Annotated in this window: 21 protein-coding genes, 1 tRNA gene and 1 pseudogene; 5 read left to right on the top strand and 18 right to left on the bottom strand. The window is 37.8% G+C overall.

Annotation, left to right across the window (positions count from 1 at the left end):
• Positions 1-27 precede the first annotated feature (27 nt).
• The 6 genes and pseudogenes from DFO73_RS18485 to comGA form a co-directional block, all read right to left on the bottom strand.
• Positions 28-2,052, bottom strand: a complete 2,025-nt coding sequence (locus DFO73_RS18485) for a P-loop NTPase fold protein (RefSeq protein ID WP_110066187.1) — start codon at positions 2,050-2,052, stop codon at positions 28-30.
• Between the two features lie 99 nt (positions 2,053-2,151).
• Positions 2,152-2,967 (bottom strand): Shedu anti-phage system protein SduA domain-containing protein, encoded by an 816-nt coding sequence (locus DFO73_RS18480; RefSeq protein WP_110066186.1) that lies wholly within the window; start codon positions 2,965-2,967, stop codon positions 2,152-2,154.
• A gap of 52 nt (positions 2,968-3,019) precedes the next feature.
• A complete protein-coding gene (locus DFO73_RS18475; protein ID WP_110066185.1) occupies positions 3,020-3,964 on the bottom strand; it encodes an RNA-binding domain-containing protein in 945 nt (314 codons plus the stop codon).
• Between the two features lie 157 nt (positions 3,965-4,121).
• Positions 4,122-4,319 (bottom strand): hypothetical protein, encoded by a 198-nt coding sequence (locus tag DFO73_RS18470; RefSeq protein WP_110066184.1) that lies wholly within the window; start codon positions 4,317-4,319, stop codon positions 4,122-4,124.
• A 58-nt stretch (positions 4,320-4,377) separates the two neighbouring features.
• Positions 4,378-5,502, bottom strand: a complete 1,125-nt coding sequence (locus DFO73_RS18465) for a hypothetical protein (protein ID WP_110066183.1) — start codon at positions 5,500-5,502, stop codon at positions 4,378-4,380.
• 976 nt (positions 5,503-6,478) lie between these two features.
• Positions 6,479-7,228 (bottom strand): annotated as a pseudogene (gene comGA / locus DFO73_RS18460) (competence type IV pilus ATPase ComGA); the annotation flags it as partial.
• A 159-nt stretch (positions 7,229-7,387) separates the two neighbouring features.
• Here comGA and DFO73_RS18455 point away from each other — a divergent pair.
• The 3 genes from DFO73_RS18455 (at position 7,388) to DFO73_RS18440 (ending at position 9,350) form a co-directional block, all read left to right on the top strand.
• Positions 7,388-7,459 (top strand) — tRNA-Gln (locus DFO73_RS18455).
• A gap of 863 nt (positions 7,460-8,322) precedes the next feature.
• Positions 8,323-9,021, top strand: coding sequence for a helix-turn-helix transcriptional regulator (locus DFO73_RS18445; RefSeq protein WP_110066181.1), 699 nt, complete (start codon positions 8,323-8,325; stop codon positions 9,019-9,021).
• An 83-nt stretch (positions 9,022-9,104) separates the two neighbouring features.
• A complete protein-coding gene (locus DFO73_RS18440; protein WP_009332938.1) occupies positions 9,105-9,350 on the top strand; it encodes a DUF2626 domain-containing protein in 246 nt (81 codons plus the stop codon).
• 62 nt (positions 9,351-9,412) lie between these two features.
• On the opposite strand, the gene DFO73_RS18435 is transcribed toward DFO73_RS18440, so the two are convergent.
• The gene (locus DFO73_RS18435; RefSeq protein WP_110066180.1) at positions 9,413-10,483 is read right to left on the bottom strand and encodes a class I SAM-dependent methyltransferase; all 1,071 of its coding nucleotides are present in this window, start codon (positions 10,481-10,483) and stop codon (positions 9,413-9,415) included.
• Between the two features lie 211 nt (positions 10,484-10,694).
• Complete coding sequence (locus DFO73_RS18430; protein ID WP_110066179.1) at positions 10,695-11,330, bottom strand: MBL fold metallo-hydrolase; 636 nt, start codon at positions 11,328-11,330, stop codon at positions 10,695-10,697.
• A gap of 100 nt (positions 11,331-11,430) precedes the next feature.
• Here DFO73_RS18430 and DFO73_RS18425 point away from each other — a divergent pair, with 100 nt between their 5' ends.
• On the top strand, positions 11,431-11,910 hold the full coding sequence (locus DFO73_RS18425; RefSeq protein WP_110066178.1) for a hypothetical protein: 480 nt from the start codon (positions 11,431-11,433) through the stop codon (positions 11,908-11,910).
• A gap of 123 nt (positions 11,911-12,033) precedes the next feature.
• On the top strand, positions 12,034-12,207 hold the full coding sequence (locus tag DFO73_RS18420; RefSeq protein WP_110066177.1) for a DUF2759 domain-containing protein: 174 nt from the start codon (positions 12,034-12,036) through the stop codon (positions 12,205-12,207).
• Between the two features lie 37 nt (positions 12,208-12,244).
• On the opposite strand, the gene DFO73_RS18415 is transcribed toward DFO73_RS18420, so the two are convergent.
• From DFO73_RS18415 to DFO73_RS18370, 10 genes are all read right to left on the bottom strand, one after another.
• Complete coding sequence (locus tag DFO73_RS18415; RefSeq protein ID WP_110066176.1) at positions 12,245-12,559, bottom strand: MTH1187 family thiamine-binding protein; 315 nt, start codon at positions 12,557-12,559, stop codon at positions 12,245-12,247.
• A gap of 23 nt (positions 12,560-12,582) precedes the next feature.
• A complete protein-coding gene (locus DFO73_RS18410; protein ID WP_110066175.1) occupies positions 12,583-13,740 on the bottom strand; it encodes a hypothetical protein in 1,158 nt (385 codons plus the stop codon).
• A gap of 230 nt (positions 13,741-13,970) precedes the next feature.
• On the bottom strand, positions 13,971-15,158 hold the full coding sequence (locus DFO73_RS18405; protein WP_110066174.1) for a M14 family metallopeptidase: 1,188 nt from the start codon (positions 15,156-15,158) through the stop codon (positions 13,971-13,973).
• Between the two features lie 118 nt (positions 15,159-15,276).
• Positions 15,277-17,136: an LTA synthase family protein gene (locus DFO73_RS18400; protein ID WP_110066173.1), complete on the bottom strand. Its 1,860-nt coding sequence runs from the start codon at positions 17,134-17,136 to the stop codon at positions 15,277-15,279.
• A gap of 274 nt (positions 17,137-17,410) precedes the next feature.
• A complete protein-coding gene (locus tag DFO73_RS18395; protein WP_110066172.1) occupies positions 17,411-18,373 on the bottom strand; it encodes an ROK family glucokinase in 963 nt (320 codons plus the stop codon).
• Positions 18,374-18,391: 18 nt separating this feature from the next.
• Entirely contained in the window at positions 18,392-18,592 is a 201-nt protein-coding gene (locus DFO73_RS18390; protein WP_110066171.1) for a YqgQ family protein, read from the bottom strand.
• Between the two features lie 165 nt (positions 18,593-18,757).
• Positions 18,758-20,218, bottom strand: coding sequence for a spore germination protein (locus DFO73_RS18385; protein WP_110066170.1), 1,461 nt, complete (start codon positions 20,216-20,218; stop codon positions 18,758-18,760).
• 168 nt (positions 20,219-20,386) lie between these two features.
• Positions 20,387-21,931 carry a rhomboid family protein gene (locus DFO73_RS18380; RefSeq protein ID WP_110066169.1) on the bottom strand — a complete coding sequence of 515 codons (1,545 nt, stop codon included), beginning with the start codon at positions 21,929-21,931 and terminating at the stop codon, positions 20,387-20,389.
• 123 nt (positions 21,932-22,054) lie between these two features.
• Positions 22,055-22,255, bottom strand: a complete 201-nt coding sequence (locus DFO73_RS18375; RefSeq protein ID WP_110066168.1) for a hypothetical protein — start codon at positions 22,253-22,255, stop codon at positions 22,055-22,057.
• Positions 22,256-22,365: 110 nt separating this feature from the next.
• Entirely contained in the window at positions 22,366-23,316 is a 951-nt protein-coding gene (locus tag DFO73_RS18370; protein WP_110066167.1) for an L-lactate dehydrogenase, read from the bottom strand.
• Positions 23,317-23,353 lie beyond the last annotated feature (37 nt).

Below are 23,353 nucleotides of genomic sequence, written 5' to 3'. Positions count from 1 at the left end.
TTATTTTAGTTTTTTCTGTGAATCACTTCATGTATTGCTTGTATCCTCTTTGGGTTTCGATTCCTCTAAGATATCAAGCATCTTATCAATGGTTTGAATTAATTCCTTTAACAGTGAAACTTTCAATGTCACTTCTTTTTCATGGATAAACGATTCGATTTTTGTCTTTAAATCTTTCAAAGGCTCTTTTTCTAAATATAATTTGAATTGTAAATTCTCTCCAATATTCTCATACCTTTTCTCTAATAGAATTAAGAATGTATTAGTGTCTGGGTTGGAAAGGGTAATAATTTTATTAAATAAATCATCTACACTGTACTTATTAAAAACAGGAACATAATAGTACCTCTCTCTCATTTCTCTTAAAAACTTTGTAAAATCAGTTTCGAGATATGTCATTAGTTCCTGTATTTGCCGTTCTTCTGATTTCGTCTGAAGCACCTTATTTATGGAAATAATTTTTTCTTTAAATTCCAATAAATCTTCATCTTTTGGTTCAATTTTTGTGCCAATGAAGAAAGTGTCCATATTAGGGTAGTATTCCGACCGCTCTGCAGCAATGTTTAAACCGTCTAATAATACTTTTTTTACTTCCACTAAATCTTCTTGAATCAATCCCTTTTCAATAAAATAACGAAAAAGATTAAATGCGTTAAAATACAAAACAAAAGGTACTTCGCCTTTGGATAATTTCTCGTAAGCTTGTGGAACAGCTTGGGCAAATTCTTCATTCGTCAAGTAATAAAAACCATCTTTAAGTAATCGAATATATAATGGCGTATCCTGACCCATTTTTGCACGTATAACCTGCATTTCACCCTCAAACTGTTCTAAATCCAAAATACCTCTTCGCACTAGTCGCTCTACAAAGGGGAAGAACACAATCTGTTGAGGATTCGTTGTTCCTAAAGAATATTTCTTGATAAAACTCTCAATATATGATTCCTTGTGGTCCTTGTTCATTTTGCTAAAACTAATCAGGAACAGGGTATCGGAAGTTGCCAGTTCCAGGTCTTTATTTCCTTCCTGCTCTGATTTAATTTCAAAAGACACAGCTAAAGTATAGACCAAAATGGATAAAAGAACTTCTACTCCCAACTCATTATATTCTTCTTTATATCTCAGATATATCAATTCAAAATCATCCAGCGCCTGCTTTAGAATTCGAATATTTTCAGTACCACTATCCTTGAAAACACGAACAATACTTTCCTGGTTTTTTGTTAGAAATTCTTTTAAATCTTCATCTACTACCCGGTTAACAATACTATCAATGAGCTCATTAGTATTTGGTTCCAATGTTAATGTTTTCCCAATTAGTTTTTCTTTAATTCGCTTATATTCATTGCTTCTATGGAATAAAGAATTCATTTTATCATTAATTAATTCACTTGATGAAACTTGCTGAACGGAGGAGCTTCCCCTTTGCTGGATTTGATTCTGGGAAAATCCCCCTTCTTTATCCAGTACAACTGAAGAAACGAGCATTTTCATCTCTAAATTTCGATGAATCAGTTTTTCTGCTATTTCATCTTCATAGCCAATAATAATCACTTTTGCTCCGTCATGTTCTACAAAATTATTAATATAGCCAAGGATATCTGTGATATCTATGTTCGCTCTTTCCAAATCATCAAAACATAATACAGTATCTGTGAAATCTAAAAGATTCTCATAATTCACACTGGTCTCTAGCACTTCCTTAAGAACAGGTATATCGAGGTTCTTGACTAATCCGAGCCCCATTTTTGCTAACTCAGTAACTCTCCCACCCCATTTACTGTCCGCCAATTCCTGAACCTTTTGGTTTTTTGTTATAAGTTCATTCAATACAATTCTTTTATTAATTTCCTCAAGGCTTGATATGCCATAAAGAGAAATATAATTAGTTTTTTGTTGTCTGTCATTTATTAAAGTGCTCTCAATTGCGGGTTTTATATCATTTTCCCAAAAGAAGGTCTTGCCGCTTCCCCATTTTCCGTTTAAAAGGATGGCATAGTTCGTGTTTTCTTTTTTAACATAATTTATAATACTATCGACTATATATTTCATTCGAATTCTCCTCAACCTTTTATTCGAGTTATAACATAGACATGCTATGGTTCTATCTGTATCCTTCGTGCCTTCATCCTTTTTGCATATCAATCCATTTTAAAAATTCCCACTTTGAATCACTTTTTTTGTCATTTCGAATAATTTGTCATAATGCAATAAATGTATCTTCCGTTCAAGATACTCTCTTTTAATCCTATACGTTTTTTCGCTGTTCAGTTGAAAATCACTCCTACGACCTGCAACAACTACATAATGATACCTACTGCTATCCATCTTAAAGAATTCACGGGGAAGAGTGTTCTTTTTAGATTTTGCTTTCTCAAAGGTTTCACTAAAGGAAGGGAAGTATTCTTCAAGCCATATTTTCCAGTCCTGTAACTGGTTTAATCCTTTTCTGAATGCCTCTCCCAATTGTCCATCTTTCATGAAAATATTATTATGTGGATGTTCGAACTCAACAAATATAAACTCATATCCTCCAGAAGATTCCCCAACTAATAAATAATCTACCTTGTATGAATTCCCAATCTGAAATTCAGGGAAAATATATGCTCCATGATGCCCAAAAGAAAATTCTGTGAATATTGACCCAACAATATAATAGGCTTTTTGCTCCTTGATATACCTCAAAAGAGCTTGTTCATTTGTTGAGCTTTCATCTAAAAGAGAAGTAAATTGATAAAGCATGTTGTTGATTTGCTTTTCGTTTTTTCTCAAATCAATTGGGTCTAAAAAATGATTTGGAAAAAGACTGAGCCAATGTCTGACTGCCTTAGGATATTCGCTCCATTTATTGACTGTAATCTGAAAATTCCCACCATCACTTGCCCATATTTCATCCCTTTTTACTCTTTCCCATAATTCTCGTTCTTCTTCTGTTATCTGGTGATAGTCTCTATTATATATTTTCATACCTTACCTGCCTGTGTGTATTTCTATTCCTTCTTATTTACTTAACAGTAATTTAAAAATTACTCCTTGTCTTCTCTGTGACTACTTCCATAAAGATTTTCTTAATTTCATCTCTATGAAAACTAGGAAAAATATCTTTAAGTAAGTCAACTTGTTTTTTCGCATAACGCGCATCAGAATATCTTTTTGCGTTTGATGGGGTTATAAAGTTGTTTATAACTTCTCTTATTAAAACGTACTGTTGAACTTCAAAGGTATCAGATACTTCAAATTTATCCATCAAATCATTTATTTTTGAATCAAGTTTTGGGATTTGAAATAATGACCTTTTAAGGTAGTGCCAGATATCAGTGGTTGTTGAGTCAATCTCTTCGACAGTGCTCTCAATTGAACTAGCATTCATTTCAACATTGTCAGCAGTGTCTCCAACTAACTCCATTTGATGTTTGAGTTCCACTCCCATTTCTTTAATATCTTCAACGATTATTGAGGTCTGCTTTGTAACCTCAACTTTTAAATGTGACATTACATCTTCCAATTCAGTTGTAGCTTCTTTAAAACGTTCTATGAATTTTTCTCGTTCGTTCTCCATAAACATACTTAGTAATTGATTCGGAGTTAAGGCATGGTTCTGCCCATCCCCTCTTACTTTGTAGGTACCGCTTTTTGTACAATAAGGTTTATAAATTCCAGAGGGGATATTAATTTTATATATGTCTTTCCCATCCATTTCTAATGTCTCAACAGTAATATTGACGGGCGGTATACAACTTTGTGCCTTATCCAGGATGGTCAGTTTAAAACCGTCACTAATTTTATGCCCAACTACTTTCCCCTTTTGTTTCCCATCTATGTCCCTTTCTTCCTGAACCCCTATATATATTACTCCCCCTTGTTCAGAATTTGCGAATGCAACTAAATCCTCTGAATCAAGTCCCTTAATATGAAGTTTATACTCAACGTCCAAACCTTCTTCTTTTATGATTGTGCTGACCATGTTCTCCTCCGAAATCCCTGTCTCATTATTATGTAAAGGTATTTACCTTTGAACTTACCATCGAAATTTCAAACAAAAGACATTGTTACATCCCTAACACAGATAAAATAGGAAAGGAGACTAAATAAAATTAGTCCCCCAGTTCAAAAAATTCATTTTATCTAAACACCTGCTCCAGTTCTTTCATTCTCTTTGCGTTTTTTTCTAATGCTTTATTAATTAAATCATCCACTTCTTTGTTTCTCGGCACGCGAGTTCCGATTGGAATTGTAATAATCTGTTGCCGAGATGCTGCAATGACTGGTTGTTCGTTAACCTTTTTCTTCCTGCTAAAAATATTCTTAAAAATACTCAAGCCAGTCACCCCCTACTTTTATTATATTTTATACAACACGAGAAAAAATGTATAGGAATTAACAAAGTTTTTTTGCTGAAACAATTAATTGTGCATATGGCTCAATTATTTTTGTTAATGCATACTTTTCTGTTTCGCTTTCCTCAAGTATTGCATTGGAATGTAAATTAATTACACCAATTGCTTTCTCGGCATCTTTAGGAATTATCGGTATTCCTATAATACCTTTATAAACGCGATATGAATTTTCTTCAAAGCCATACTTTACCCTTGCTCCTTCTTCTGATACATCCGGAATCCAAACTATTTCTTTTCCTTGAACCACTTTACCGGCGAATTTATCGCCGATAGATATTTCTTTGGAGTTTATAACACCATTTGGAATATTATATTGTCCTTCAATTTTTAAATTCCCTGTTACTTCATTTATTAACATAATTGTTGCCTGTTTCATTAAAGGTTTAAGAATTTCCACTGAACTCATTTCAGAAAGCACCCTATCCAAGACATGGGAAAAATTATTCCTATCTGCTTCTTTATCAATTGCAAAATCTGTAATCACTTCAATTTGTCTAGACAGAGATTCAAAAACATCATTCGGAAAATGAGTGAGCTCCCTTAACCTTTTAATCAGCTCGGTTAATTCACTATTTTCCTTTTTATATTCCTCTACTTTTGCATCAACAACTGCCTTTGCAAAATAAGTTAACACCTTATTAAAATCCTCAGAATATTTCCCTGAAGCCTCTATAGAATAAAATGGATTTTTTATAAACCCTTTATAATTTATTGCCCATATAAGATGAATCTCCCTGCTTACAAAGTTTTTTTGTATTTGTTGATAAAATGCTTTTAATGAAAATAAGCATAGATATATGATAAATACCCAAATATATGTACTAAAATCGAGTGTAAACTTTTCTTGATAAGATTGAACAATTTTCTCAACAATCCATAAGCCGGCTATAACCAATAGCGGATAATTTAAAGGTAAAATCAATGCAAAGAATAGGTTTCCTAAAAATTTCACCAACCATGATAATTTCGTTTCATTTAACTTATTTAAGTATCTAGAAAAGCGTCCATCCTTTACCTGACTTGCCATATCATCATATAGCTTTAAAGGAACCATATAGTCCTTGTCCGCATTCGTGTTTCTTTTAGTTTTTTGTGAATTTCTCATGGTTCTTCCTTTTGCCAATTTTTTTATTTTCTAATTACTAGATTAATATATTTTTCTATTTTATGGTATCTTTTTTTGATTTTGGTTATAAACCGATGCTAGAGGTCCTTACTAGTTCAATTCCTTCACTTCATTCTTATAATGATTTTATACTTCCTATTTACAATTCCTTTTCTCGGTGTATTTCAAGACCAGCTCCGTTGGAAGGTGATAACTGTTCACTCTCCATTAGGCTCAACAAGGGGCTGAGAGCGATTTTATTGTCTCTTGGGTAAGAAATGTATGGAGTGATGATAATAATTGCAGAGGAAGGTCAGGAGCTTCTAAATAAGGTTTTCAGGCAAAGCCGTTCAAGTTCATGGAAGCATAGTTTATTAAAATCCTTTTTTACTCTTCTCTTTAGCACTAACCTTGGAGCAAGATAAAACCAGTTCGGACCATAAACCAGTTCCACCTTTTCGATTATGTAGCTCCTTAATGATTTTCAATAAAGTATAATTTGTAGTATGCCTTTTCATTATTTCGACCTTAGATTGAAAATTCTTTGCCATAAAAACTTTTACTCCTTCCTTTTAAAATTCATCTCAGGTTTTTAGAAAAAAATAATCGAGCCTTCTAAGTTAGAATGTTTTAGAGGTATGATAACAATAGCTCCACTTAGGGTGATTAATTTCTAATATAGGGTTCATCGCGTTATCCTATCTCAATCTTTATTGTTTTTTTATTTGTCTTATCTCAATCATTCCGAACAAAAGTACACTATATCTCAATGGTTGTGATTCTAATTTAGTTCATAAAGCTTGAGATAGGAGAAATATAGGTAGCTTAACTTAGCTCATTTGACCCTTTTTTGGCTGTCTCAATCTTTGTGAATTTAGTGGTTGATGTACCAAGGGTTTTGGTTGGTTTGTGTCTCAACCTTTGTGGAGTTGTCTCATCCTTTATGACGATATCTCAAACTTTCTGAAGGATTACAACGATACACAGCCCCTTTCGCATCCCTTGTATGCATTGTGCTCAGGACTAAATGACCAGTCAGAGCAGCCCTTACTGCTATCTTTGCTGTTTCTGCATCCCGGATCTCTCCAACCATAATAATATCTGGGTCATGGCGAAGAATGGCCTTTAAACCCGCAGCATAGGAAACGCCAGCTTTTTCATTAACTTGAACTTGGAGAACCATGTCATTTACTTTTTCAATGGGGTCTTCCAGAGTTATGACATTTCTGTGGAACATATGGGAAGTCTCATTTAATAGGGAATACAAGGTCGTGGTTTTTCCGCTTCCGGTTGGACCGGTGAAAATTATAAGTCCGTGGGCATGCTTAAGCAGTGCAAGCATTTTTCTGGTCATGTTCGGAAAAAGACTGATTTGAAAGAAAGGAATTTGTTCCTGCTGGGGAAGAATTCTGATTACAAGGCTTTCACTGTGGCTGGATGGAAGAGTTGAAAAACGGAGTCCAATCATTTGTCCATCGATTTCCAGAGAATAAGCCCCGCTTTGCGGCCTCCTCTTTTCACCAATATCCATTGAAGCAGTAAACTTAAAATGGGAAATCAGTCTGTCGCATTCTTCTTTAGGGAGATAAAGCCTTGGGGCCAGTTTGCTGCCAAATCTTAACTGGATAAGAGTGTCTTTTCTGCGGGGAATAATATGAATGTCTGAGGCATGGATTCTAACGGCATCTTTAATGATTCGCTCAGCAATTCGTTCGATTGTGCTCAATTGATTATAACACCACCTTTTTTTAATGTAATAAATGTATTCGACTTATTCTGAGCATTTCCTCTTCTTAACGGCATAAATTTTTGGCGAATTTGTGAATAAAAAAATGGGAGATATCTAAAAATATTATCGTAACAAGCCGAAAGGCATTTAATTCAATGGGCTATAGCCAAGCGGTAAGGCAACGGACTTTGACTCCGTCATGCGTAGGTTCGAATCCTGCTAGCCCAGTTGTTTATGGAAGGAAGATATCATGCTTCCTTTTTCTTTCTTTTTTTCGCTTCTTATTTTTAACTCTACTTAGGAGTAATCGGCATATTTAACTACATTTCTTTGATGTTTTCTCTCTGAAGCCCATTCCGAAATGCAATTAAATATGCCGGTGATTTTTCTTGATGATCATTCAGTGATGTTTTTCTTGGAGCTTATTCAACGGGCAACGGACTTTGACTCCGTCATGCGTAGGTTCGGATCAACACATTTAACTAAATTTTAACAATGAAGCTTTTACTGAAGGAAAAATTCAATTAAATGTGTCTGCGGAGTGAATACACGTGGTATTTCAGGAAGCCGTTCATGGGGATTAATCAAGTCCTGCTAGCCCAGTTGTTTCTCAGAAGGTAGCTAATCTTGCTCCCTTCTTTTTTTCGTGTTTTTATTTCTCTTGGAGAGGGAGTATTCTTGAAGAGATGCCTTTCTACAAATTCATTTGAATGGGCAGTCAGCCATTGCTTTGTTTTTCTGCAGGATGTACAGCTGGATACGTGAAAAAAGAACAGTTGGCTCGTTCCTCTTCACCTCACAATTATTTATTTTCTTATTTCATCAATAGTATTGATATCTTTTGTATGACTTTTGTACATTTGTTGGCAGCCGAATAAAAAATTAATTGTGAACATTTTCTAAACTTATAGTGATTACAGTGTTAACCTGCACCGCCTGTATTATAATGGGAGAAAGCAACGCAGTAAAGTTTAGAAATCAGGCTTTTTAGCGTGCAGTTTCCCAATAGCCTACTTCATGGCCCTGCTTTCTCGGGATATGGAACTGCCCGTACAACGGGACTAAAAAAACCTTTTTGAGGTGAAAATAAAATGGAACAGACATTAAAAATTACAAATGTGTTATCCGATCCAACTCGCTATTATATTTATCAATACATTACAAAAAGGCACAATGATGTAACCGTTCAGGAGATTGCTGATAACTTCAGCATCCATCCCAATGTAGCAAGATTGCATTTATCGAAGCTGGAAGATGTAAATATGCTCATTTCTGAAACGAAGAAAACAGGCAAAGGCGGAAGGCCAAGCCGGTTATATCGCTTGTCTGATGATGTAATCCAGCTGCATTTTCCTTATAGGGACTATCAGCTTCTTGCGAAAATTGCAATGGAAACTATGCTTGAATTAGGCGAAGAAAGCAGAAGAGCGTTATATGCTACAGGAAAGAAGTTTGGCAAAGAGTTAATTAATCAGGAGCTTAAAAGATTTTCCGGCTTTGAAGAACTTACTTTTGACCAGAAATTAAATATTTTAAAACATGCAGCAAATCTTTCAGGATTACATCCGGTATTTGATACTAATGAAGAAAAGTCTAAAGTATATTTCCAAATTTATAATTGCCCATTTAAAGAGGTAGCAGCCAAACATGCAGAGCCTGTTTGCAATATGCATTTTGAATTTTTGAAGGGAATGTTTGAAAGTTTGTTTGATTCCATACAATTGGTTGAAAAAGGAAATATGCTGACTGGCTGTGACACTTGCACCTACCAGGCAATTGTGGGAAAGTAAATAGAAAGATTATTTACTTTTAATAAGCATTTACTTTATAATATTGTAGTGATGGACTTGTAAGGGTAAAAGGAGGGATACATATGGATCGTATGTACAGAGTATTAGGATTCTGGACGGGAATTTTCGCCGTTATGTTTTACTTGGGCGATATGTATACAACGTCCCTGATTTTCTTCGGCCAAACAGGATTTTTCCTGCTTTTAAGCTACTTAAAGCTTTCCGAACGTATGTATATTTATGTTTTTGGAGCGTACCTAACAGTTTTCTTCGTAGGCTTCACTTACTGGTCAACTTTTATGATGACTCCAGGCGCGGGCGGCCACTAATAGCCCACGTGCAATAATAGCATTTATACTTAATAAAAAAGCGATGAATCTTCATCGCTTTTTTATTTGGCTTCTACCCCTTTATGCTGAAGGATGACATGGAATGCCGAACTCATTCCGGAAGGCATAATCAGGCTCCTTATAGCCCGGTTTCTTTTGCTGACCTCTGAAAATGGATTAGGGTCATAGTGGTCTTCCAGCTCCTGCAAAATTCCTGTTGATAGCAAGAATTCATCCTGCCTAAGCTTTTGAATAAATTTTAAACCATATTGATCGCCAATCCGGATCAGCGAGTCAAAATGGATATGGCTGGTGATGTCCATTTCACCAGGATGCTTAAGAATATTATTTATTTGCGCATGCTTATAATATCCCCGCAGGCTCCCATCTCTTCTAGCAGGCTCCTGCCACTCTTCATTTGAATACCCATAATCTACTGTTAACACCATTCCCTGCTCCAGTGATTCAGCTATGTATTTTATCATATTTTCCATTTGCAGAGGAATTTCAATCCTTTGTCCATTACTCAACTTTAAGCCGCTTTCCTCAAGGAAGAACAGAATATCTTCATTATTTAAAGGAACAGCCACTTCGGCCAACTGCCCCTCTTTAACCATCACCATCATCTCATACAGCCCGTCACTTTTTTTTTCAATTACATGAACAGGAAAAGCATCAAACAATTCATTTGAAAAAATCAGGCCTTTAAATGGCGATAATTCATCAAGGCTTTCTATTTGCCTGATATGATCTGAAAATGAAATTTGCTCTTGCTGCAGCTGGCGGTGATAAGGGCTCGTTTCCAATATATAGTATTGAAGCTGCCCATCTGTAAGCAATTTCCATTCATTAATAAATGCCTTGGCAAAGCGCCCATTTCCTCCCCCGATTTCACAAACATGAAAAGGCAGATGGTTATTACAGGCCTCATTATAAAACCACTTTGCGACTGTCTTTCCATAAATATCAGATATATTGCTGGATGTTATAAAATCGCCTTCAGGACCGATTTTGGGTTTACTTTTCATATAGTATCCGTATACAGGATGATAAAGAGCCTGCTGGATATACTCGGCATAGCTAATCATTCTTAATGTGGAATTCCCAATATAATTCTTTATATAATTCAGCATATTAACTCCTTTTTTCTGAGTGGAATCTGCATAAAAAACGTTGTTGATAACAGCCAATTATATTGTTTTATTTATCTATTTTCACTATTGACATAGTGTTTTCTGTGTTATATTGTTAAAGTAGTAGCTTAACTATATCCCCTCCCATTATATGAATAAAACATCCCCCAGAAAAGCCCTTCTCATTTGGAGAAGGGCTTTTCTATTTTTTCTAGAATCCATTCAGAAACGGATTTGAATCCATTTCCTGTCCAACCGTCGTAGCGGGCCCATGTCCTGGAAGCACTTCGGTTTCTTCAGGTAAGGTCAAGAGTTTGGCATGGATACTGTCCAGCAGCTGCTGATGATTGCCGCCCGGCAGATCTGTGCGGCCAATACTGCCATTGAATAAAGCATCTCCTGCAACTACGAGCTCTGCATCCTTAAAATATAAAGAAATACTGCCAGGGGAATGACCTGGTGTTTCAAGAATTGTAAATGTAAATTCCCCAATGCTTAATTCTTTTTCACCCGTTATAATATGATCTGCGGGCTTGGCTTTGATAAGCTTGCCAACTTTGAAAAGGTGTGAGCCGTTCAAGGCTGGATCAGGAAGCCATTCTGCCTCTTTTTCATGTATGTATACAGGGATGCCGAATTCTTCTCTAATATCGTCTACTGCACCAATATGATCAAAATGGGCATGAGTAAGAACAATGGCTAAAGGTTTTAGCCATTTTTGCTTAAGGAAGCTGCTAAGCTTTGCGCTTTCTTCACCCGGATCAAAAATTAAGCATGCTTTGTTTTCATTTGATAGTACATAACAGTTTGTTTGCAATGGGCCAAGCGGAATCTGGTTCCATTCCATCGCTGACACCTCCGATTGATGTATAAGTTACCTTTTATTCTACACTATAATAGCTGCATAATTAAATGGAATGTATAAACCTTGGATGAAGGAGAATAATATGAAAGTTCTTTATGGAGTTGAAGCGAACTATATTGTTGAAGAAGTGCCCGAATTTATGGATTTCATTAAAAAAGAAACTGAATTCTTTGATTTTCAGAAATGCCTTTTTTTATATGAAAACAAAGATCAAGCAGAACTTGCAAAAAGCCTGCTGGTAGAGTCAGACCTATTTGAAGGAACTTCACTGCTGTATTACATAATGAATGGCGAAAAGGGAGAAACTTTTGATGACTTTGGGTTAAAATCTGCAAAAGGATATTATTTATACTCAGAGCTCCTTTGCGCTTTCTTCATAACAGGAGGCGCTGCCGAAGCCATTCGAATGGCTGAATATCAGTTTCAGGAACATTTGGTTTTTACTGCGAAGGATGTTAATGCTGGCCAGATTTACTTTTCTGAGCTGCACTTACAGGATTTAATAAAGGGCATTGCTAAAGCATATGACATACAAGTGTCATTTTTAGACCTCGACAAATAGAGAAAAAAAATATAAAATAAATTACGAATGTATACTTAGGCACTACATACAGGGTATATTACCTGAAAAAAGATTTTAACATGGCTTTCGCCTGCTGATCACGAAATAAAGGGGGCTATCTTAATGGGACTACCTATTATCTTTGCATTAGTTGCAGTTCTTGCAGCTTTTGGTGCCATTAGCGCACTTAAAAACAAGAATTTCCTTGGATTGTTTTTTGCTGCCGGAACCTTTGCCGTTTTCGGATGGTTTGCTGTTATGACATTAATAAACAGCGGATACCCAGCGGTTCACTAAAATAAAAGGGCTGCCCTATACGGGCAGCCCTTTTATTTTAGCTTTCTAATTGACTTTCTACTCTTTGGACCTTTTCTTCCATTTTTCTTTTAATATCCCGCCTGTCATCAATGCGGATGTTCGTGGCCACTCTCATTAGCCCTTTTTCGAAAGGGACTTCATGCATCGCTTGAATTACCTCGAACAATACGGGAAGCTCGCCTTCTATGATGGTGTTCATTGGTGTTAATTGAAAACGTATTTTTCCGCTTTCTTCGTATTTTTTCAATACACGCTGTATATCGGCTACATAACTGCTGACACTTGGTGTTTCTGTTCCAATAGGAATTACTGTAACATCTGCGATTGCCATAATCTGACTCCTTTAGTATTACTTTATATTCCTTTATTCTCCACTAGCGGAACCTTTTCCTTGCTATCGAGAATAATTAACTCTTCAAGATAAAAACCTGCTAAGCAGGCTTTGCCATTAGGAGAGCAGCTAATTGGCGTATTTTCCATTCCTTCCATCACAACCTCTTTAGCACCCGTCTCACTGTCAAATGCAATAAGCTGAAAACCGCCTGCATACATATCACTTTCGGCACTATAGAGAGGCTGGAAGGTTATGAAATTACCTTCTGCCCAATCATAATAAGGTACCAGCCAGTCAGAAAATCTTGTTAAATGCGGGACTGTAAGTGACGACAATTTACGGAAATTATTATCCATGAACGTATAAACAGCTTGTTCCGATTCATCTGACGGCACCGTAATGGTCATAACTCTGTTTTTTGCTGCATCAAATTGAAAAATGTTATCCATAACCTCTGTTTCATTATCCCCATTAATAGATTGCATTATTAAAGGAGCAAAAAGAGACGGGTCTTCACTGTCCCAGCCAAGAAATAATAATTGACCATTCTTAGCCCATTTGGCAAAGGGTTCCCTGATTTTGAGTTCTTGAAGGCTGCCTGTCTCAATATCCATATGGAAGGAAGTAAAATCCCAATCCTCTGTAAATGAGGAAACTAAAAGGGACTCTTCATTATAAGGATTCCATTCAACAGCAAGATCAAATGATGATAGACTTTCATTCATTAGAACTTTTCCATTTCCTTTTACAACCGTCAAGATATTTTCATAAGTGCCTGGAGACGACCGAATCAGCACGTATTTTCCGGTTGGGCTTATCGTAACCGTGGCAATAGGCGCCGAACTTTCGAAAAGAAGGTTTTGCTCTCCGGTAAATAAGTTATAAACGTACACACTTGATTTGGTTCCTGCATTTACAGTGTAAACTATTATTTCATCGCTGAGCCAGCCATTTGCTCCCTGGAACTCCTCTGCTATAGCTTTGATAGGTACTATCCTATCTTTCTTATATTCAGCTGGAGATACGGACACTTCCGAAGATTGATCTTCCTGCTTTGATTCTGGCTGAATCTCAGTCTTTTCTGCTTGTTCACAGCCCACGATCGAAATAATGAAAATAAGGAGAAAAAGAAGTAAAAAAAGAAACCTGCATCTATGTGTAATATGTATAATTTTCATAATCCGCACCTCCTTTTCTCCCTATATATAAGTACGTAAATGGCGTAAAAATGTTTCAATTATAATAAAGATAATTTCAAGAATAGGAAAAAGCCGATTTTCCGGCTTTTAATTGGAAAAGCGGCTAAAACTCATGCTGCTGATAGCTGAAATAATAGTAATGATAGTTTATTTTAATCTCTGCTGAATTAAAAAACAATAAGAAACAGGCCGTGTAAAAAATATATTTTTTACATATAAAGCGATGCGAGGAAAATACCTAGAACTTCTTCATATATTTCATCAAACTGCGATAAAGGCAAAGGATTGATTCCACTTCCAAGTTCGATTGTGAATCCTGGCTTGCGAAATTCCTGAATAAACCAATCCTTATAGCCGGCAAAACTGTCAATAAATTGGACCGCTCTATAGCCGCTGACACGTTCAAATTCAGCAGCGATCACTTGTGATTCCGGAGGTTCCATTCCCTCATATCCCCAATAAAACTCTGATCCCTGGGTATGGAAAGCGAGCATTCTATCAAATTGGTTGTTCCTTGCCAGGTCAGCCATGGCTATTGCTTCCGGTTCTGTTAAGGGCGCTTCCCCAAGGTAGTCTCTTGGCGCAGGGGCATTTTGTTCTGATCTTTCTTTTTCAAATTCCCATTTGGCAGGAAATTGATTATTTAAATCCACCCCTCTAATATTTGCCTTCCAGCCGGAAAAATCAGTACTTCCTCTGTTTATCTCCATAACCTGTTCCCTTACTTCAGGCGGTGGACCGTTTAAAACCAGATCAACCCCATCCGGGTTAACCATCGGCACTATGGAAAGATCCACGGAATTATATAAAGGCATTGTTGACAAGCCCCTTATAGGCCTAACATTGGTTAAAGATAAAAGGAAATTGTTTAGTAATGCCATTAAAATCGGTGTTGTAATCCATTCGTTCGCATGGAATGAAGCATTTATTTGAACTTTTTTATTTCCCTTCCCAAGACGAATTTCCTGAATGGGCTTCCCGAGAACACTATTTCCAATTGTATTTATCTTAATAAATGGATAAATGGCAGCCAATGTGGATATATCAGCCATTAAAGCCTGAAAATCATATTGTCTCCTGCCTGCGACAATCGGCGAAATGACGCGTATAGGCAGTTTGATGACTGCTCCGATAGTCAGGCTATTTGGATTAAGGGTTTGATTAATCAGCAGAAGGGCATCTACGGACAGGTTTCGGGAGGCACCTAACTTCCAAAAGGTATCACCCTTTTTTACAGTATAGTTTTGTAAGGTAAAACCTGGAATATTTATCTCCTGTCCAATCTTTAAAGAAGCCGGATTTACGCTTGGATTGGAATCAATAATAAGATTCATTGGCATCATGAAGAGCTGGCTGTAATACCATAATGAATCTCCGGACCGGACTTTAACTTTCATCTTTCTCCCCCTTTCCATCGTTTCAATCTTATGAATGCAATAGAAAAAAGATGACTGTTTTTCCGCAGAAAAAAGCCTGCGAAACCGCAGGCTTTAGGCTATTCAGTACCATTCATATTTATTCTTGGTCTGCAGCTTCATAGAAACGCAGCAAGTCTCCATAAATGATCTTATCCGAATATTGGAGTTCATTTTTTGCTTTAGCCAGATATGGCTCGCAAGCGTTTTTGTCGGTTGGCTGTTCCGTTTCCTTGTCATAGCAGATATCCCGGGTATATACATACTTCTTAGTTACAAAGCTGCCGTCCCGCAATACTGTAAAATCCATTTTATCTTTTGCAAATAAATCAGCACCAAATTCAATCGACCCTTTTGTGCCAATGCCAAGCATATGAAGAATAGTTGGTTTAAGATCAATCTGACCGGAAACCTTGGAAATCGTCCTTCCTTCTTGTCCCGGAATGTGAATGATTAACGGAACTTTTTGCAGCTGTGTGCTGACAAAAGGCGTAACTTCTTTTCCAAGGAATTGGCCCATTGCTTCATTGTGGTTTTCGGAAATTCCATAATGATCACCGTAGAGAATAATAATTGAATCTTCATATAAGCCTTCTTCCTTTAATCGCTGGATGAAATTTTTGAGCGCCTCATCCTGATAACGGACAGTCGGGAAGTAATTATTCACTGTTTTATCTGCAGAATTATAGGGCTGGATGAATTGGTCTTCTTCCTCCAGATCAAATGGGAAGTGATTCGTAAGTGTAATAAATTTTGCATAAAAAGGTTTTGGCATCTCTTTTAAATGCTGTACAGATTGCTCAAAGAAATCAATGTCCTTTAAACCCCAGCCGACAGAATTCTCTTTGCTAACCTGATAATCCGGCAAGGAATAAAAACGGTCATAACCAAAGGACTGGTACATGATATCCCTGTTCCAAAAGCTTTTGTTATTCGCATGCAGGGCTGCTGTAAAGTATCCTTTATCTTTTAAGATAGCTGGAGTTGCATTATACTCGTTTCCGGAGTGAGTGAAGAATACCGCTCCACGGCTGAGCGGATACAGCGAGTTATCCACCAGGAACTCAGAATCTGATGTTTTACCCTGGGCTGTCTGATGATAAAAATTTTCAAAATAATAGCTTTCCTTAATAAAATCATTCAGAAATGGCGTTATCTCCTGTCCATTTACTTTTTCATTGATTACAAAATTCTGGGTAGATTCCATAGAAATAAGAATAACGTTCTTTTCTTTCGCAATCCCAAACATCTCTTCATTCGGCTTTTTATAATTCGCTGAAACGTAGTTTTTTATATCTGCCAGTTCACTTCCATCTGCAAGTGCCCTTTGGGCAGAAGATTTAGATTGGAGAAAAATATCATAGATATGATAATTGTAGGTTCCGATGTTTTTAACAAGCATCTCCCTGTCAAAGGTGCGGGTCAAAAGCTGCGGGCGTTCTGTTTCCGCCAATGCAAGATTAAAAAATGCAACAGCAGCCGCACCCAAAAAGTATGCCCTGCGATGCATTTTTGAGGCAGGGCGATAGGCTGCTAGGACAGGTTTCACGGAAACAATAAGGGCAAGGATTGCAAAGTCAGTAAAATACAGCAAGTCACTTACATTTAAAAGTTCATTTACACTGCTTCCAAGATCGCTCATATTACTTGTTTGGAAAAGCACAGGAATTGTTAAAAAATCGTTAAAAAATCTGTAGAAAACAACATTAGCGAATAAAACAGCCGAAATGGCAAAGCTGGAAATCAGAATATAGCGTTTTTGTTTTGTTTCCTTCATAAATAACCCGAATCCAAATACAAACAGAAGAAAGCTTAATGGATTGAGAAACAATATGAACTCCTGTTTCCAGTTTTCTATCTTAATTTCAAAGCTGGTTTTATAGACTATATATGTCTTAAGCCAAAGCAAGACCGTAGCAAGGGCAACCAGTGATAACCTTGACCATTGTATTTTTTTCATGATCTACTTCTACCTCCTAGAAGTTGTGGAAGCAAGCAAGCTCTTTGCATGATAAGGAATATTATATTTAGGCAAATCAAATCTTAATACTTTTTTTACACAAAATCAATTCAGAATTTACACTCAACTTGTAAAATTATAGAATGGCTGCTATTTTGTTTACCCAATTTATTAGACGTTTGAAACCTTATTTAGTTCCTACATTCACAGAATTCAGAATTATTAGATTTTAAATAAAAAAGAGTACCCGTATAAAACAGGTACTTTTAATGCTTTATTTATTTTTTGCCAGCCAGGCTGCTCCGATCACACCAGCATCATTCCCTAAAGTGGCAATATCGATTTCTGTTGATTCCCTCACTCTCGGGAATGAAAATTTGGCAAAATTTTCTACAACAGGTTTTAACAATATATCCCCTGCTTTTGATACGCCTCCTCCTAATACGATTTTTTCCGGATTAAGCGTATTAGCAGCATTGGCCAAAGCCAATCCGAGGTGTAAGGCTGTATCGCTGACAACTGAAAGGGACGTTGCATCTCCAAGCCTTGCTGTATCGAAAACATCTTTTGCCGTAATCTGGCCATTCTCTTTATAAATTTTAGCAAGCTCGCCGTCTTCGCTCAACTGCAGCTTTTCAATAGCCTGCCGTACAATCCCTGTAGCGGACGCGATCGTTTCAAGGCAGCCCGTCTTGCCGCAATTGCACTGTGCCCCTCCTAAAGGGACAGAGGTAATATGGCCAATCTCTCCTGCGGCACCGCTCACACCCTGAACGATATCTCCGTTGGCTATCACGCCTCCTCCTACACCTGTTCCCAGAGTGACGCAAACAAGATCTTTTGCTCCATTGCCGGCACCCTTCCACATTTCGCCAAGGGCAGCACAATTTGCATCATTATCAATAATGACTGGAAGAGACGTTTCCACTTCCAGCAGGTCCTTAAGCGGATAGTTATCATTCCAGCCGAGATTAACGGTATTATAAACGACACCAGTGGCCAGATTAACCGGTCCGGGGGCCCCCATGCCAAGCCCTATTATTTTGTCCTTCGTCAGATCAAGCTCTTCAAGTTTGCGGTCTATCGCTTTTGCAATATTAATCGTTATATTTTTACCTTCTTCACTATTATCAGTTGGGATTTCCCATTTGTGAAGAATTTCCCCATAGTAATTGATAAAAGCAAGTTTCGTAGTTGTCCCGCCTAAATCTACACCAATTAGCCACTTCTCTGCCAAATTAATCACCTTTTCTGTCTATTTTTTCTCTCTTAGACGCTGAATTTCAGTCCGTATAAGCAAAGCTGCACTTTGGTAGTCTTTCACGTCAATAAGCTGTGAATCATAAAGTTCTTTTAATTCGGATGCCATAAGCTCCAAGTCAGCTTCTCTGTCTCCTATGTATATAATCGTCCCATATTTCTTCAGGAATTGCTGTATATCATAAATGGTTTTCATCCTTTACCTCGACCTTTATCAATAAGTTTTTACCACATTAAAGTATAATCTAAATTATGCCCCTCCTCAAGAGGGAAGGAGCAGGCTGCACTGTTATGATAGCTATTTCTGCTATACCAAAAAGAATCCCTCCCTGATTCTTCCAGGGAGGGATTCTGAAGTAATCTAGCGGTCGGGATCCTTCGGATGAAGAAACCGCGGGCGCCTGTTTTTTAACGGGATGGGCGACCTGACCAAAACATCTCTAAATGCCCTTAAGTTGAAAGGGATAAACGGCCATAGGTACGGAACTCCGAAAGACTTCATTCTTGCAAGCATAATAATCAGCAGCACAATTCCAATTACATATCCGTATGTATGGAATAAGCTAGTCGCAATCAGCAATCCTATTCTGATTAATCGATTTGCCAGGCTCATTTCATAGCTTGGCGTTGAAAAAGTTCCAATTGCTGCAATCGCCAAATAGAGAATAACTTCATTAATGAACAAACCAACCTCAACAGCAACCTGCCCGATCATCAGAGCCGCCACCAGTCCTAGGGCTGTGGCAAGTGAGGAAGGTGTATGAATGGCAGCCATCCTCAGCATATCCAGCCCAAGTTCAATTATGAGAAATTGGACTACTAAAGGAAGCTGCCCTATATCATTCGGACCTATATATGATAAAGCCTCAGGCAGCAATTGCGGTTCAACAGCAAATAAATACCATAATGGCAAAAGAAAGATGGATGCCCAAACCGCTAAAAAGCGCACAAACCGTAAATAAGCACCAACAAGGGGCTTATTCCTGTATTCCTCTGCATGCTGCAGATGGTGCCAAAAAGTAGTTGGCGTAATGATAACACTTGGTGACCCATCCACAATAATACAAACATGCCCCTCATATAGATGAGTTGCTGCTGTATCGGGCCTCTCGGTATACCTGACCATTGGATATGGGTTCCAATGCCGTCCAGATATAAACTCTTCGATGGATTTTTCAGCCATGGGAAGCCCATCCGTGTCAATTTTCGAAAGAGACTCTTTAATTTTTTCCACCATTATCGGATCGGCTATGTCTTCTATATAGCTGACTACAATGTCTGTTTTGGAACGTCTCCCGACTTGCATATATTCCATTCGGAGTGTCCGATCTCTGATCCTTCTTCGTGTAAGAGCAGTATTAAAAACAAGTGTCTCTACAAAACCATCCCTTGACCCACGGACAACTCTTTCAATATCCGGTTCTTGAGGGCCTCTTACAGGATAGGTCCGTGCATCAATTAGAATGACCTGATCTACTCCATCCACGACCAGAGCAGTTGGGCCAGCCAGCACCATATCCACGACTTTATTTAAGTCGTCGTTTGCTTCTACCTCAACATATGGAATATACCTTTTAATCAGCTTGGAAAGGGTATCACCCTCAAGCTGTTCTTTATCCAGTCCGGCGAGAAGTTTCATCAAGAAGTGCAAAATATCATCTTTTACAAAACCATCTACAAGATAGAGGGCCATTTCCCTCTCTGCATATTCAAGATCCAGCTGAATAACATCAAAGCTTTTTTCTACACCAAGAGCCTCTCTTAGGTAGGCAATATTTTCTTTCAGCGACACCTTTACAGGCTCACGTTTAACCTGCTCCATAATCCCCACCTCAGCAATCTATTCCATTCTTTTCCTTGCATACTATTCAACAGGATAGACATGCAAAAAAAAAATCATACCAGCGAATGGTATGATTCTAAAAAAATGCCTGAATAGCACGGAATATTTACTAGGAGGAAAACAAAATTGCCGCCTGTAAATTAAACTTTATTGCTGCCCGGATGTTTCCAAGTCTGCAATTTGCTCTAAGAGCTGCTGATACTCCTCCTGTCCCGGATTCAACTCAGCCGCTTTTTGGGCATGCTGCTGTGCTTTTTCAGTATTTTCTTCCTCTAAATAGATGAGCGCCAGGTTATAGTGCGCCTCATGAAAAGCCGCTTTTTCATTAATAACGTGATCGAGATGCTCCTTCGCTTTCTGAAGATCACCCTCTTTAATTTCTGCATAGGATAAAAGAAAATAGACTTCAGGAGAAGCCTCTTCTTCATTAATAAAATCAGCAAGCAAAGAGCGCGCTTTATCATACTCCTCCGTCTTAATATACTCCTGAGCCATAACCATGGCTGTCTGTTCATTCATCAAATTTCCCGGTTCATTGAATCCATATTTTAATAAACCGGCAACTAAGCTTGCCGTAACGGCTAAAAATAAAAACTGCAGCCATGGTTTTTTCTTTTTCGGAAAATGAACGATGCCAGTGGCAAGAAAACCTCCTATTAGCCCGCCTATATGGCCCGCATTGTCAATTCCGGGAATCGTAAACCCGAAAGCCAGGTTTATTCCCAGGACAACAAGTATATTGAATCCCATCGTCCTAAAAAAGAGTTTGGGATAGATGAGCCCGAAATATAACAGTGCACCAAAACATCCGAAAATAGCTCCACTCGCACCCGCTGACAGGGTGGGACTGAAAATAAAACTGGCTAAAGTCCCTCCAAACCCCGCGAGGATATAGATGAACAAGAACCTTAAATTTCCGTATACCCGTTCCACTGCTGATCCAAGGTAATACAATGCAAGGGTGTTCATTAATAAATGAAGCAGTCCGATATGCAGAACAATTGGAGTAAAGAACCGCCACCATTCCCCTTCCAAAATAAGAGGATTAAATTTAGCTCCATACTTAATCAATGTGGAAGTGTCTGTGCTCCCGCCCTTCCATTCCAATAACATAAAAACAGCTATTTGAATAAAAACGAAGATATACGTAAAAAAAGGCTTTCCAAAATTGAATAACGCCTTTTCTTTTTTCGCTTTACTTACAGCTTTTGAAAGGGTTGCATGCTTTACCTCATCGGCGTCAGTTTCAGTAAACTCCCCGACAGGCATGGATAACGGATCATGAAAGATGGCCTCAATCCTGTTTATGCTCTCAGGATGACTGGAATCAAAAATCAATGTTTGAACAGAAGCCTTTCCCTTTTCAGCCATAAATGGCGCTGATATCCGGAATTCATAATCATCAACAGGCGGGTAGGCAGTAACATATATATTTAAAATTGGCAATTCCTTTCTGCCAAGCTGCCTTCTGATTGATTCAGCTTTTTGAGCGGTGTTTTCAATATCCCGCTGCATCCAATTGCTCCAATCAAGATTATATTTTAGCAGCCGTATTACCTTTGCTTCTTTATGTTCCAGCTTTTCAAGCCACAGTTCGTCCTGGCTTTTTGATAGTTGAATCATCCTATACTCTTGGTCAGATATAAAATAATGAGCTAATGCCCAAAATATATAATCCTCTTGAAAGCCCAATTCTTCCCCCACTCTCTTACTGCTTTTATTTAACTATAGGCAAAAAGTCTTCATTTTGTAAAAGAAAAAGCATTTTATGAATAACAGCAAAATAAAAAGACCTTTTACGGTCTTTTTACTCATCTACTGCCGCCCTTCCGAAGCTCCAGATGAAAAAACGGAGCTCATCATCCGGTCACGGATACCTGGAAAACTCATAACTGAGCTGACAAGGAACCTGCGGAGTAAGGCATTGCCAAAAAGGACATTTATTAATCGATAGCGGTTCTGATAGGCAAAGTAACCGCCAAGCCCAATCATGAATATGGATAATAATCGAGACATTCGAAATCCCTCCTCTTTATTATTTTGAGATGAGGGCGAGGCTTTTATCCATATTTCAGCAGAAGCAAAAAATAACAAATGCAATATCCCGAATGCTCAATAGATAAATATTAATTCTTAATAACAGGTTCCATTGTCTTTTTAAGCACCTTTACCGATTGGGTAAATTTATCCTGTTCGTCTTTGCTTAAATTTAGCTCAACGATGTCACGTATTCCATTTCTGTTAACAATAGCCGGAACGCCAATATAAACATCATTATGTCCATATTGTCCATCCAAATAAGCTGAAACAGTCAGCACCGAATTTTCATTTTGCAGGATTGCCTTTGTAAGCCGAACCAATCCCATGGCAATTCCATAATAAGTAGCGCCCTTCCGTTCGATAATCTGATAAGCTGCATCACGCACATTTAAAAATAAAGAGTCCAGATCCTCCTGCTTATAGGCTGCCTCTTTACTTATCCAGTCATCTATATTCTTTCCGGCAATGTCTGCATGGCTCCATACGGGCAGTTCCGTATCCCCATGTTCACCAATTATATAGGCATGGACATTCCGAGTATCCACTTTAAAATACTCGCCAAGCAGATACCTGAAACGGGCAGTGTCCAATATTGTACCTGATCCGATAACCCTTTCCTTGGGTAGCCCGGAGAACTTCCAAACCGCATATGTCAAAATATCAACAGGATTGGTAGCGACAAGAAAGATTCCGTCAAATCCGCTTTCCATTACTTGGCCAACAATACTTTTAAAGATCTTTGTATTCTTTTCCACAAGGTCAAGGCGGGTCTCACCAGGCTTTTGATTTGCTCCCGCCGTGATCACAACTAAATCGGCATCTTTGCAGTCAGAATAATCACCAAACCATATAGAGGTAGGAGATGGAGCGAATGGCATCCCGTGGTTTAAATCCATTGCATCTCCTTCAGATTTCTCTTTATTTAAATCAACCAAAACCAATTCTTCTGTAACACCCTGATTTAACAATGCAAAAGAATAACTGGATCCCACAAACCCTGTTCCAATTAATACGACTCTATTAACCCGACTCCTCATCAAAACCGCCCCTTTACCCATCATTTTATTAAATGAA

The organism is Cytobacillus oceanisediminis, assembly GCF_003182355.1.
GTDB classification, from domain to species: domain Bacteria; phylum Bacillota; class Bacilli; order Bacillales; family Cytobacillaceae; genus Cytobacillus; species Cytobacillus oceanisediminis_A.
Note: the sequence above shows the minus strand (reverse complement) of the source record. Positions and strands in the feature narration are given on the sequence as shown.

Excerpts from the sequence above, each read along its gene's own strand:
- DFO73_RS18485 (WP_110066187.1), bottom strand. The coding sequence starts at position 2,052 with ATGAAATATATAGTCGATAGTATTATAAATTATGTTAAAAAAGAAAAC.
- DFO73_RS18480 (WP_110066186.1), bottom strand. The coding sequence starts at position 2,967 with ATGAAAATATATAATAGAGACTATCACCAGATAACAGAAGAAGAACGA.
- DFO73_RS18475 (WP_110066185.1), bottom strand. The coding sequence starts at position 3,964 with ATGGTCAGCACAATCATAAAAGAAGAAGGTTTGGACGTTGAGTATAAA.
- DFO73_RS18465 (WP_110066183.1), bottom strand. The coding sequence starts at position 5,502 with ATGAGAAATTCACAAAAAACTAAAAGAAACACGAATGCGGACAAGGAC.
- DFO73_RS18445 (WP_110066181.1), top strand. The coding sequence starts at position 8,323 with ATGGAACAGACATTAAAAATTACAAATGTGTTATCCGATCCAACTCGC.
- DFO73_RS18440 (WP_009332938.1), top strand. The coding sequence starts at position 9,105 with ATGGATCGTATGTACAGAGTATTAGGATTCTGGACGGGAATTTTCGCC.
- DFO73_RS18435 (WP_110066180.1), bottom strand. The coding sequence starts at position 10,483 with ATGCTGAATTATATAAAGAATTATATTGGGAATTCCACATTAAGAATG.
- DFO73_RS18430 (WP_110066179.1), bottom strand. The coding sequence starts at position 11,330 with ATGGAATGGAACCAGATTCCGCTTGGCCCATTGCAAACAAACTGTTAT.
- DFO73_RS18425 (WP_110066178.1), top strand. The coding sequence starts at position 11,431 with ATGAAAGTTCTTTATGGAGTTGAAGCGAACTATATTGTTGAAGAAGTG.
- DFO73_RS18420 (WP_110066177.1), top strand. The coding sequence starts at position 12,034 with ATGGGACTACCTATTATCTTTGCATTAGTTGCAGTTCTTGCAGCTTTT.
- DFO73_RS18415 (WP_110066176.1), bottom strand. The coding sequence starts at position 12,559 with ATGGCAATCGCAGATGTTACAGTAATTCCTATTGGAACAGAAACACCA.
- DFO73_RS18410 (WP_110066175.1), bottom strand. The coding sequence starts at position 13,740 with ATGAAAATTATACATATTACACATAGATGCAGGTTTCTTTTTTTACTT.
- DFO73_RS18405 (WP_110066174.1), bottom strand. The coding sequence starts at position 15,158 with ATGAAAGTTAAAGTCCGGTCCGGAGATTCATTATGGTATTACAGCCAG.
- DFO73_RS18400 (WP_110066173.1), bottom strand. The coding sequence starts at position 17,136 with ATGAAAAAAATACAATGGTCAAGGTTATCACTGGTTGCCCTTGCTACG.
- DFO73_RS18390 (WP_110066171.1), bottom strand. The coding sequence starts at position 18,592 with ATGAAAACCATTTATGATATACAGCAATTCCTGAAGAAATATGGGACG.
- DFO73_RS18385 (WP_110066170.1), bottom strand. The coding sequence starts at position 20,218 with ATGGAGCAGGTTAAACGTGAGCCTGTAAAGGTGTCGCTGAAAGAAAAT.
- DFO73_RS18375 (WP_110066168.1), bottom strand. The coding sequence starts at position 22,255 with ATGTCTCGATTATTATCCATATTCATGATTGGGCTTGGCGGTTACTTT.
- DFO73_RS18370 (WP_110066167.1), bottom strand. The coding sequence starts at position 23,316 with ATGAGGAGTCGGGTTAATAGAGTCGTATTAATTGGAACAGGGTTTGTG.